Here is a 13137-nt window from a genome sequence, read left to right on the forward strand (position 1 = left end):
TTATTTTTTTAATAAAAATTCAAATGGAATAGGCAGTCGCTCCGCCCACGATTTTTCAGAATGGTCTTTTCCTTCAAAAAATTGGGTAGTCCAATTGGTTTTTTTAAATTTCTTTTTTTTCATAAGAATATCAACTTTTTTCTGTAAATCAGGATACAAGGCATCGAGGGTTTTGTTGCCATAATCAAAATAGAATTTATGCGTTTTTGGATTGGGTAAATGCGACTCCATATAGTTGATAAAAGCATCTGGAATTGGGTTGTTTTGACTGCTAAATGTGCCTGGCCAATGGGTAGAAATACAAGCTGCTCCGCCAAAAACCTCAGGATATTCGCAGATAGCATACATAGAAATCAATCCGCCCATACTGGAACCCGCAATTACAGTATTTTCTCTGTTTTTTAAAGTAGAAAAATGTTCGTCGATGTACGGTTTTAATTCCGTTACTAAAAATTTCAAATACAAATCAGAAATGGGTTGAAAGACTTCTTTGGTTCTCCCTGCTTTTTGCAACTGAGCCGTTATGGTGTCTTTTTGAACTAGATTCAAACTTTCATAAGGCTTTTGCGGAAAATATTCAGGATGCCGTTTTTGTCCATTATTCCAAATTCCTACTACAATAAAAGGTTTGGTTTTTCTTTCTTGTATCAATTTACCAGCTATTGCGTCAACTTCCCAAGCTTGTTTGTTCCAAGTTGTTTCGGCGTCATATAGCATTTGTCCGTCATGCATGTACAAGACGGCATATTTTTGACTTTCGGAATACCCATCCGGAAGCCAAACATCGATGTTTCTTGAATCAACGTAGTTGGATTTAAAATTTTCAAGACGTTGAATCGTGCCTGAACTTACTTTTGGAATTTGCCCAAAAGCGATGGATGTTAGGAGTAAAAAGAAGAGTTTTTTCATGGTGATTTTATTTTTACCTAGGCAACCAACGGATTAAAATCCGTTGTTAAACAATGAGTCGTTCCTACGGAACTATGGCATATTTCCAAGAGCCATAGGCTCGACCCATTTTGTAAGGCAGGATTTAATCCTGTTGTATCAGGTTATACGTTAACCAAACCATTAGCCTCCAGAACCACTTCTTTTTCATGAACCATAACAGTAATCGAATTGTTCCCTTCTAATGCAATTTGAGTTGCTTTTTGGTTCACGGTAACTTTCACAATTTGGTTTCTGAAATTGATTTTAAACGAATATCCTTGCCATTCTTTCGGAATTTTTGGTGCAAAATGTAAGGTGTTATCTTTAACACGCATCCCGCCAAAACCTTCTACAATGCTCATCCAAGTTCCCGCCATAGAGGTAATATGACATCCTTCTTCTACTTCTTTATTATAATCGTCTAAGTCCAAACGAGAGGTTCTTAAATAGAAAGTGTATGCCATTTCCATTTTATCCAAAACAGCAGCTTGAATAGAGTGAACACAAGGCGAAAGCGAGCTTTCATGCACCGTAAACGACTCGTAAAACTCAAAATTATTTTTCAATTGTTCTTTTGAGAAATGATCTTCAAAGAAGTAGAAACATTGCAATACATCGGCTTGTTTGATGTAAGGCGAACGTAAAATTCTGTCCCAAGACCATTTTTGGTTGATTGGGCGTTGGCTTCTATCTAAATCGGCAACGCGAACTAATTCTTTATCCAAGAAACCGTCTTGTTGTAGATACACTCCCAATTCTTCCGATTGAGGGAAGTACATATTGTCCGCTACTTTTTTCCATTCTTGTAACTCGGCATTCGATAAATTTACTTTTTCGATAATGCGTTTGTGATCGGATGGGTATTCTAAAGATACTTTTTGAATTTGTTCTGCAGCATAATCAATACACCATTTAGCAATATAATTGGTATAAAAATTATTGTTGACATTATTTTCGTATTCGTTTGGCCCGGTAACGCCTAAAATTACATACTTATTTTTATTCGTTGAGAAAGTCGCTCTTTGGTGCCAAAAACGTGCAATACCAATCAACACTTCCAATCCTTTTTCAGGAATATAACTGTAATCTCCTGTAAAACGGAAATAGTTAAAAATAGCAAAGGCAATCGCCCCATTTCGGTGGATTTCTTCGAAGGTAATTTCCCATTCGTTATGGCATTCTTCTCCGTTCATCGTTACCATTGGATACAAAGCCGCACCATTGGTAAAACCTAATTTAGCTGCATTTTCAATCGCTTTGTCCAATTGGTTGTAGCGATAGGTCAATAAATTACGGGCTACTTCTTGGTCTTTGGTTGCCATATAAAATGGGATACAATACGCTTCGGTATCCCAATACGTTGAACCACCATATTTTTCTCCTGTAAATCCTTTAGGCCCAATATTCAGACGAGAATCTTTGCCTAAATAGGTTTGGTTCAATTGGAAAATGTTGAAACGAATTCCTTGTTGCGCTTTCACATCGCCTTCGATGGTGATGTCTGACATTTCCCAGATTTTAGCCCAAGCTACTTTTTGTTCTTCTAATAGCGCTTCGTATCCTTTGGCTAAAACCAATTTTATGACATTTTCAGCAGCGGTTTGGGTGTTGGCATGATTCATTGAAACGGTGTAGCCACCAATTTTCTGAATCGTCGAAGTTTGACCTTGTCCAATTACGGTTTCGTAACTGTGTTGGATTTTTTCGTTGGAAGCATCAATGGCAACGGGTGAAATGTTTTCATTTTTCCCATTGGCCCAAATGCTATTGTGCATGAAAGTAGTCACTTTAAAGTGCGTTTTGAACGTTTGAGCCGTTACAAAAGCTTCATTACTACCTTTTTTCACCTCTAATGGTTCCCAAAATTTTTCTTCCCAGTTGGCATCTTCATTGGTTACGCCCGCATCAATATAGGGTTTATATACAATTTTAGCATCTTTGTTCAAAGGTGAAATCTCATAGTGTATGATTCCCACCTCGTCCAAATTTAAAGATAGAAAACGTTTTACGTTGACCGCAATTTCGGTTCCGTTTTGCAAAGTAGCCTCAAAAGATCGGTGGTACCAACCTTCTTTCATGTTCAATTCCCGACGAAAATCTCGAACTGAAACACAACTGTGTAAATCTAAATTTTCACCATTGATTTCAATGTCGATTCCAATCCAGTTGGGAGCATTCAATACTTTGGCAAAATATTCTGGATAGCCATTTTTCCACCAACCCACTTTGGTTTTGTCAGGGTAGTAAATCCCGGCAATATAACTTCCTTGAAAAGTTTCGCCAGAATAGCTTTCTTCAAAATTGGCACGTTGCCCCATGGCTCCGTTTCCAATACTAAAAAGACTTTCGGATGATTTTACTCTTTCTACATCAAATCCTTCTTCAATAATCGACCAGTTGTCTGGTTTAATATAATCTTGGTTCATGCTTTTTTTAGTTTTAAAAAAGTTTCAAGTTTCAGGTTTCAAGTTCCTAATTAACTTGAAACCTGAAACTTGAAACAAAATTTATTTTATCATTGAATTTAAAAAGGCTTCATCTATAAAAGTGAAGTCTTTAAAATTGTATTTGGCTTCGTTTAAAATGCCAGCGTCTCCAATGCCAATACTAGTCATTGTCGCAATATTAGCTGCTTGAATTCCGGCAACTGAATCTTCAAAAACAATAGAATTTTCATTGGTAATGCCCAATTTTTGTGCCGCTTGAAGAAATACTTCAGGGTCTGGTTTGGCGTTACTCACGTCATTTCCATCGACAATTACATCGAAGTAAGAAAGAATACCTGTTTTTTCTAAAATAGGTCGTGCATTTTTACTTGCTGATCCTAAAGCGATGGGTTGGTTATTGGCTTTTAAAAATTCCAATACCTGCATTACTCCAGGAAGGATTTCGCTTTGATCCATATCGACTAGATAGGTCAAATACTCTTCGTTTTTTTGAACCAACCATTGGTCTTTTTGCTCTTGAGAAGCTTCGACCTTCCCGAGGCCTAAAATAATATCGAGTGAGCGCACGCGGCTCACTCCTTTTAATAATTCGTTGTGTTCGTGTGTGAATTCGATACCCAATTCGGTTGCGATTTTTTTCCAAGCCAAAAAATGGTATTTAGCTGTATCTACAATTACGCCGTCTAGGTCGAAAATAAAAGCTTTTTTAGTCATTAAAATTTATTTTTTTATTACATCATCTACATCTTTAACCCTTGTAACTAAAAGTGCGGCAATAATAAAACTAACTCCGCTGGTTACAATAGCATAGATGGCGTTGTCTTGATACACATATTTTACAAGAGGACCACCAATTAAGGCATTCACAATTTGCGGTAATACCACAAAAAAGTTGAAAATCCCCATGTATACTCCCATTTTAAAAGGAGAAATAGAACCTGCAAGAATGGCAAATGGCATCGATAAAATACTTGCCCAAGCAATTCCTACGGCTACCATAGATAGAATAAGCCAATTTTCATTGGGCATAAAATAGATAGAAATCAATCCTAATCCGCCTATTACTAACGAAATCGCATGAGTTGATTTTCGACCAATTTGTTTGGCGATGTAAGGCAAAGCAAAAGCATAGATGGCAGATACTAAGTTGTACACCCCAAATAATACACCAACCCAATCGCCTGCGTTTTGATAGGCATCACTTGAATTGTCACTGATAGGTAAACCATAAATATGGTGTGCGATGGCCGGCGTGGTAAAAACCCACATACCAAACAATCCAAACCAAGAGAAAAATTGCACAAAAGCCAATTGCCTCATAGTAGTTGGCATTTGTCTGAAATCATCAATTACATCAAAAAGACTGGATTCTTTTGTATTTGTTTCTTGTACATCAGCAAATTGAACTAATTCGGCTGGAGAATATTCTTTGGTACTGAAAATAGAAATCAGTACAGATCCCACTAAAATTATTGCCCCAATGATAAAAGATAAGATTAAATTGTAAGGCACTCCGCCCTCTTCATTTTTGTTGGAAATGCCAAACCAATTGGTTAAAACATAAGGAAGCTATGATCCAATAACCGCTCCAAAACCAATTAAGGCAGTTTGAACGCTAAATCCTGCTGTTCTTTGGTCGGTTCTAAGATTGTCTCCCACCAAAGCTCTGAAAGGTTCCATGGCAATATTGAAAGACGCATCCATAATCATTAACATACCAGCACCAACCCATAAAGCAGGAAGCACGGCAATAAAAATTTCGGCTTGCGGCATTAGGATTAACCCGAATGATGCCAAGATTGCACCTGCAAAGAAAAAAGGTTTTCTTCGTCCAAATCGACCCCAAGTTTTGTCGCTATAATAACCAATTATCGGCTGAACAATCAATCCCATTAAAGGAGCAATTATCCAAAACCAAGAGAGTTCGTGCACATCGGCACCAAAAATTTGAAGAATCCGGCTTGCATTAGCATTTTGTAATGCAAATCCCATTTGTATCCCCAAAAAACCAAAACTCATGGTCCAGATTTCGGCGGTACTTAATCTACGCTTTTCCATTATCGTAATTTTAAAAATTGATACGATAAGCGCTATGCTTATCAAAACTTTTTATCTTGTTTTCGAAGTAAATACAAAAAGATTTGATTAGGTTGTAAATGTATAAAAAAAATTGAAACTACATTTTTTTTTCCAAAAAAAAATAAAAATGATTCAAAAAGCTATCTTTTTTTGCATTAAAAATAAGTGCATCAACCCAACAGGTTATGCTGTAGATTCTCTTTCAATCAATTGGGTTTCAATAACTTCTGTTCTATAATGCTCGTTATGTTCTTCGTCAAAATTTTCTTCTTCGGCCGCTTCTATTCGATCTATCAATATTTTGGCCGCCTTTTGTCCCATTTTTATTCCATTTTGACTCACCGTTGTTATGGTTGGGGTAGAATATTTTGAAATAATGCCATCTGTAAAGGCAATTACAGACAAATCTGAAGGCACATCTAACCCTAATTTTTTGGCAGCTTTTATAATCATTACAGCAAATAATTCATTGACGGCCAAAACGGCATCAATAGATTTGTGGTCCATTAATTGCTGGATAATGGCTTCGCAATTTTCTATATCTTCAATTCTAATTATTAGTTCTTCGTCAAACACGATATCGTTGTCCAACAATGCTTTTATGTATCCGTCCGTTCGCAATTTGCCCACACTTACATAATCGACTGTTGTTATAAGCGCTATCTTTCTTTTTCCTTTGTTAATTAATGACTGAACTGCTTCATAAGCGGCTTTTTTGTCGTCGATAATTACTTTGTCGCACAAAACTTCGTTTGTAATCCTATCAAATAGCACCACGGGCATCCCTTGATTGATAACTTCTGTCAAATGATGAAAATCTTTTTTCTGTTGGGTTTCTTTAGACAACGACATGATAAAACCATCAATACTGCCATTGGCCAGCATTTCCATATTGATCACTTCTTTGTCAAACGATTCGTTGGACAAACATACAATAACGGTATAGCCCATTTTGTTGGCTTCTTCCTCTATGCCCGAAATTACGGTTGCAAAAAAATGGTGTACAATTTCGGGAATGATAATTCCGATTGTTTTCGTTCGCCTATTTTTCAAACTCAATGCAATATTGTTGGGTTTATAATGGTATAATTTGGCAAAAGCTTGTACTTTTTGGCGGGTATCTTCGCTAATTTCTGTGCTATTTTTGAGTGATTTTGAAACTGTTGAAATGGAAATATCCAATTCTTTGGCAATTTGTTTGAGTGTGATTTTTTTCCGCATGGCAAATGTGTTGTTGATTTAACAAATATATGCTTTTTTTTATGCAAAACAATTTTGTTGACTATAAAAAAATGGTTGATGGTTGGTGGTTGGTGGTTGATGGTTGGTGGTTGGTGGTTGTTTGCGTGAGGGATAGCAGTGGAAATCCTTTTTTGGCCCTTTTTTTGGGGCCAAAAAAGATTGAAACGAATAGCCCGACCCGGAGTTTTACGGAGGGGCACGCCCAAAAGATGTTGTATGTGAGGAGAGGGATTTTGTTTGAGATTGTATTGAAAATATGGTATGCTAGCCAATGTGTATAAATAGAGGGTGTTTTGGGGTTGAAAAAAAAATTTTGATGGCGAATGTATAAAACTTTTCAACACGCAAACGTTTTCGGTGGTGGTTTTAAAAAGGCTTTGTTTTTTTAACATTTTTTTATATTAAGTTTACGGCTCGAAGTAAATATTAAAAGCAAATTAACACAATTATTAACTTAAACAAAATGTATGAGAACAATTTTTAGAAAGTTGTTAATTTTATCCCTCTTGTTGCCGTTTAGCGTTTTGGCTCAAAATGTGCTAAATGGAACAGTTTTGGATAAAAAGTCGAAGCAACCCATTCCTGGTGTAAACGTAGTGGTACAAGGGAGTAGCAAGGGAGTTTCGACAGATTTTGATGGTAATTTTAAGTTACCAAATGTAAAGAAAGGCGACAAAATCGTGTTTTCATTTATAGGCTACAAAAACACGATTGTAGCTTATGAGGCACAGGTAAGTCTTCAGGTAATGCTAGAAGAAGATGCCAATGAATTGAAAGAAGTAGTGGTTCAAACGGGTTATGGAGCAGTAAAGAAAAAAGATGCTACGGGCTCTGTAACATTAGTTACTTCTAAAGATTTTAATAAAGGGGCTATTGTATCTGTAGATCAATTGTTGGCGGGTAAAGCTGCTGGGGTTCGAATTACAAACAGTGGTGGAGCACCAGATGCTGATCCTAATATTAGAATTAGAGGTGGGGCTTCGTTAAGTGCAGAAAACAAACCATTGATTATTATTGATGGAGTTGCTATTTCTAATGATAATCCAGCTGGGGTTAGCAATCCATTATCGTTAATCAATCCAAATGATATAGAAAGTTTTTCGATATTGAAAGATGCTTCTGCAACAGCTATTTATGGTATTAGAGCATCGAACGGTGTGATTATTATTACCACCAAAAAAGGAAGTTCGGGAGCGGCACAGTTTAACTATTCGTCTAATATTTCTGTTGGAAATGTTACCAAAAAAGTAGATGTTATGACTGGTGCAGATTATGCTAGATTTATTGGAGAGTATTTTCCGTCTCGTGTCAATTCGTTAGGGATTCAGGATCCAAGCAATCCAACCAAAAGAATTTTGTATGACACCGATTGGCAAGACCAAATTTTTAGAACTTCGATTTCTACGGACCACAACTTTAGTGCGAGAGCTAATTTGTATAAAAAAATACCTTTTAGAGCCTCTATTGGTTACAACCGAACTGAAGGTTTGATTAAAACATCTGATTATCAACGGTTTAACTATTCTATCAAATTAACGCCAAAATTGTGGGACGATCATTTGAAAGTTGATATTAATGCAAAAGGAACTTTGACCGACAAAAACGCTGTAGATGAAAGTGGAGCCATAGCTGGAGCCATCAATATGGATCCTACAAAACCTGTTTTGGATCCTTATTCGAACAAATTTGGTGGGTATTATCAAAATACCATTTTGAATGGAAATTATGATAGATTAGATGGTTCGTCAAATCCACTAGCTTTGTTAGAACAAAGAACCAGACCAGAAAGAGTGATTAGAATATTGGCCAATGCTGAATTGGAATATAAAATGCACTTTTTGCCAGAATTAAGAGCAATTGTTAATTTTGGTATTGACGCATCAAGATCTAAAATTGTAGAACAATATACCAATAATGCCATAGCTAGTTATCAATTTAATCAAAATAATAGCAACCATAATACCAATTATGTATTTAATCCAGGCGTAAATTATGTTGAAAACCAATCGGTTACAAACAAATCTATGGATTCCTATTTTGCCTATACAAAAGCATTAAATGGTTTTGTAACAAAAGTAGATGCACAAGCTGGATATGCCTATCAAGATTTTAGAATTGATGGTACAAAGGAGCTTTACCGCTATAATACTACAACAGGGGTAAGAGAGTCTTATGTGGATAATGTGGCCAATCCTACAAACAGGTACTTTAGTCCTACCAACTTACAATCTTTTTTTGGAAGAGGAAATATAGATATTTTAAACAAATATTTATTTACAGCCACCATGAGAGCAGATGCTACCTCGTATTTTAAGAAAGAAAACCGTTGGGGCTATTTTCCAGCAGTAGGTATTGCATGGAAAGTAAAAGAAGAATCGTTTTTGAAAGATTTATCATTTGTACAAGATTTAAAAATCCGTTTGGGCTGGGGAAAAACAGGACAAAATAGCATTTCGGGCATTGTGGGTTATTTCCCATCAAGACCCTTGTTTGTAGTTGGTACATCGGCAAGTCAGTATTTACCTGGAATCAATTTATATAGTGCCAAAGCCTATAATGCCGATTTGACATGGGAAAAAACCACAACATACAACGCAGGAATTGATTTTGAGTTTTTCAAAAAAGGAATTGTATCAGGAAGTTTTGATATTTATAAAAGAGAAACCACCGATTTATTATCGCAATATACCTTGCCACCAGGCCAAGGACTTACAGACCAATTTATTGGCAACGTAGGATCGACAGAAGGCAAAGGATTTGAATTGAATTTGAATATAAAATTGGTACAACAAGACCAACTGAACATTGGAATAAATGGAAACGTAGCTTATAACTATACCAAAGTAACAGATTTGAACGGAGTGTCTCAAGTCAATTCGCCAAATGGTGGAATTCCAACGGGTACAGGAGCTTATATTGCATTTAATGCTCCAGGGCAACAAGCCCATTCTGCTTGGGTATATCAACAATTGTATGATGCCAATGGTGCAGCCATTATTGGTGCTTATGCAGACTTGAATGGCGACCATCAAATAGACAACAACGACAGGTATTATAAAGCCATGAGACCTAATTGGACATTTGGATTTGGCACCAGCATCAACTATAAAAAATGGGATTTATCGGCCAATTTCCGAGGACAAATTGGTGGTCAAACTTATGATACCAGACAAATTACTAATGGATTTATCGAACATGCTACTATTGGTACCTCACAAGCATTAAATAACGTATTGAATTTCTATAACGGAAGTGCCAATATGTTATTAAATAACTTGAATCAAAACATGGCTTATTCTGACTACATGCTTCAAGATGCTACTTTTTTAAGATGCGATAATATAGCACTTGGATACAAGTTTGCTAAATTTATCAAATCCTCATCTTTAAGAGTTTATGGTGCGGTTAATAACGCTTTTATTGTTACAAAATACAAAGGACAAGATCCAGAAAATTTTAATGCAATTGACACCAATTTCTATCCACGACCAAGAACTTATACATTTGGACTGAGTTTGGATTTTTAATAAAAGTTTAAACGGCTTTAAACAACAATTGTTTAAAAAAATTATTTTTTAACCCAATGAATTGATTAAAAAAGCCTTTATAAATAAATTTTACAGATATGAAAAATTTTAAATTAAATATAATAAGATTCGGTTTAGCCGTATTATTATTTTCAAGTTGTACTAATGATTTGGACACAGAACCAAAAGTAGAACTAACGCTAGAGCAACTTTTAGCACAAGATCCAAATGCCATTCAAGGATTGTTGTCCAAGGCTTATGGAGCCTTTGCCCTTTCTGGTCCAAATGGCCCTGGTAGTTCAGACATTAGCGACGATCCTGGTGAATCTCCTTTTTTGAGAGGGATTATCAACCTACAAGATTTTACGGCAGATGATATGAAAAACAGATGGGGCGACAATGGATTGGATCAATTAACAACTACCTCTAGCTGGGATTCTAACAACAAATTCTTCCGTTATTTATACAATCGTGTGTATTATACAGTGCCTTTATGCAACAATACTATAAGCGTTTTAAATAATGTTAGTATAGACAATAAAGAACAATACATTAGCGAATTACGTTTTCTACGATCATTGGCCTATTATTATATGATAGATTGCTTTGGAAAAGGAGTATTGGTAACCGAAGCCGATTTGGGAAGTGGAGTGCCTAAACAGCAATCAACCCGAACAGAAATGTTTAACTATGTTGAATCGGAATTGAAAGATATTGAAAGTAAAATACCTACTACCAATACTTACGGACGAGTAAACAAAGCGGGCGTTAGAATGTTGTTAGCCAAATTGTATTTGAATGCCGAAGTATATACAGGTACTGCACGTTACAATGATGCTTTGACTTATACTAAAAAAGTTATAGACGAAGGAGGCTATACATTGGCTCCTAGTTTTGTAAGTCTTTTTTCTGGCGATAATCATGTAACTGCCGCAAAAAACGAAATCATTTATGCCTTGATAGCAGATCCAATAAGCAGTCAAAGTTATGGCAACACTACCTATTTGGTTAATGGAAGTTTGAACTCTCAAACCATGAATTTATCCACTTATGGAGCCAACGGAGGCTGGGGAGGCCATAGAGCAACCAAAGCATGGTATGGCAAATTTGGAGCTTCTGCAAGTGCTTTGGCAGCTTCTACCGATGTTAGAGCACAATTGTTTTGGACAAATGGACACAGCTATGAAATGAATGATTACAAAAATTGGACAGATGGGTATCCTTCTATCAAATTTAGAAATTCTAATGCTGTGGGCACCTCTATCAATACTGATTTTTCTGGCACAGACTTTCCTTTGTTCCGTTTGGCAGATGCTTATCTGATGTATGCAGAGTGCGTGTTGAGAGGAGCAACAGGAGGTACTATGAACCAAGCATTTACTTACGTAAAAGCAGTTAGAGACCGTGCAAATGCTCCAACAGCCCAATTCAACAGTGTAAGTGATTTGACACTTAATTTTATTTTAGATGAAAGAGCACGAGAATTGAATTTTGAAGGACACAGACGCAGTGATTTAATTCGATTTGGAAAATTTGGTGGCAGTGCTTACATCTGGCCTTGGAAAGGTGGTACAGCAGCAGGAAGTGCTATTCCTACACATTATAACTTATTCCCAATTCCTCAATCGGCTATTGCAGCAAATCCAAATCTAACACAAAACCCTGGATATTAATTTTAAAAATTTATAAACAATGAAAAATATATTTAAAACCTCATTTTTTGCCTTATTGTTGGTGCTTTTAGGCGCTTGTACAAATGACACAGAACCCGTTGCAACTGCAAATGGCGGATTAAAATTATTAGCACCATCTTCTGGTTCAAGTTTTGTTTTATCGCCAGCAAACGCTTCGGCTGTAGTTACCACTCTCGTATGGGATTATGCCGATAATAGTGTTCAATCTGCTTCAACATATACCGTTGAAATAGCCAAAACCGGCACAAACTTTGCTTCAATTATTTCTGGAGGAACCACTTCAAATCGTTTCTTAGCATACACTGTTGAGCAACTTAATGGTTTTTTAGCACCAAACGTTTTTACACCTTATGTACAAGCAAGTATTGACGTTAGGATTAAATCAACTTTAGGAACAACTGCAAATGCTATTACACAATATTCAAACGTAATTACTTTAAAAGTTACGCCATATTCTACTGCATTACCAAAAATTGGTGTACCAGGCAACCATCAAGGTTGGGCACCAACAAATGCTTCAACACTACCATTAATGGCATCTTCTGGATACGGAAAAACAAACTATGAAGGCTACATGAATTTAAATGGAGAATTCAAATTTTTGTCTCCAAAACCAGACGGAACCTTTGACTGGGGTACAACAGACTGGGGCGATGACGGATCTTTTTCTGGAATATTAAAAGAAGTAAATGAATCTAACTGTAATACCACAGCTGGATACTATCTGGTAAAAGCCAATACTGCTGCTACTGGTGCTGGAGCCTTACAATATTCTGTAACTCCAATTACAACTTGGGGGGTTATTGGCGATGCAACTCCTGGCGGATGGAACTCTAGTTCTGCTTTAACCTATAATAGTACAACTAAAAAATGGTCTGCTACTGTGGCTCTTGTTGGTGGAAAACAACTCAAATTTAGAGCTAATAATTCTTGGGATATTAACTTAGGTAAATTTGATGCAGGACAAACAGGCGATAATTTTGCTGGAGAAAATCTAACATATAATGCTGCTAGCAATTTAGATGGCCCAGCAACATCTGGTAACTATTTGATTACTTTAGATTTAAGCAATCCAAGAGATTACAAATACACCATAACGTTACAATAGTTTATTTTTTACAATACATGAAAAGGCTTTCTTTTTGGGAAAGCCTTTTTTTGATTTTTTTTGTAAATAATATGGCTTTCCTAAAAAATGGACATGCCCAAAACAGGGCA

The 13137-nt window shown here is 36.3% G+C and carries 7 protein-coding genes and 1 pseudogene; 3 read left to right on the forward strand and 5 right to left on the reverse strand.

The genetic code is table 11. The features are described from left to right. The 5 genes and pseudogenes from FBFL15_RS12030 to FBFL15_RS12050 form a co-directional block, all read right to left on the reverse strand. Complete coding sequence (locus FBFL15_RS12030; RefSeq protein WP_014084852.1) at window positions 1-909, reverse strand: alpha/beta hydrolase; 909 nt, start codon at window positions 907-909, stop codon at window positions 1-3. A 143-nt stretch (window positions 910-1052) separates the two neighbouring features. Then, window positions 1053-3356, reverse strand: coding sequence for a glycoside hydrolase family 65 protein (locus FBFL15_RS12035; RefSeq protein WP_014084853.1), 2304 nt, complete (start codon window positions 3354-3356; stop codon window positions 1053-1055). 81 nt (window positions 3357-3437) lie between these two features. After that, window positions 3438-4091, reverse strand: a complete 654-nt coding sequence (pgmB, locus tag FBFL15_RS12040; protein ID WP_014084854.1) for a beta-phosphoglucomutase — start codon at window positions 4089-4091, stop codon at window positions 3438-3440. 6 nt (window positions 4092-4097) lie between these two features. Continuing rightward, a pseudogene (locus tag FBFL15_RS12045) lies at window positions 4098-5435 on the reverse strand (MFS transporter). A gap of 204 nt (window positions 5436-5639) precedes the next feature. Next, window positions 5640-6677: a LacI family DNA-binding transcriptional regulator gene (locus FBFL15_RS12050; RefSeq protein ID WP_014084855.1), complete on the reverse strand. Its 1038-nt coding sequence runs from the start codon at window positions 6675-6677 to the stop codon at window positions 5640-5642. A gap of 488 nt (window positions 6678-7165) precedes the next feature. Between FBFL15_RS12050 and FBFL15_RS12060 the strand changes: the two genes are divergently transcribed. The 3 genes from FBFL15_RS12060 to FBFL15_RS12070 all read left to right on the forward strand — a co-directional run bounded on the left by FBFL15_RS12060 (window position 7166) and on the right by FBFL15_RS12070 (window position 13027). Beyond that, window positions 7166-10225, forward strand: coding sequence for a SusC/RagA family TonB-linked outer membrane protein (locus FBFL15_RS12060; RefSeq protein WP_014084856.1), 3060 nt, complete (start codon window positions 7166-7168; stop codon window positions 10223-10225). Window positions 10226-10323: 98 nt separating this feature from the next. Continuing rightward, window positions 10324-11898: a RagB/SusD family nutrient uptake outer membrane protein gene (locus FBFL15_RS12065; protein ID WP_014084857.1), complete on the forward strand. Its 1575-nt coding sequence runs from the start codon at window positions 10324-10326 to the stop codon at window positions 11896-11898. A gap of 19 nt (window positions 11899-11917) precedes the next feature. Further along, a complete protein-coding gene (locus FBFL15_RS12070) occupies window positions 11918-13027 on the forward strand; it encodes a SusE domain-containing protein (RefSeq protein WP_014084858.1) in 1110 nt (369 codons plus the stop codon). The last annotated feature ends 110 nt before the right edge of the window (window positions 13028-13137 follow it).

The organism is Flavobacterium branchiophilum FL-15 (genome assembly GCF_000253275.1).
Taxonomy (GTDB): domain Bacteria; phylum Bacteroidota; class Bacteroidia; order Flavobacteriales; family Flavobacteriaceae; genus Flavobacterium; species Flavobacterium branchiophilum.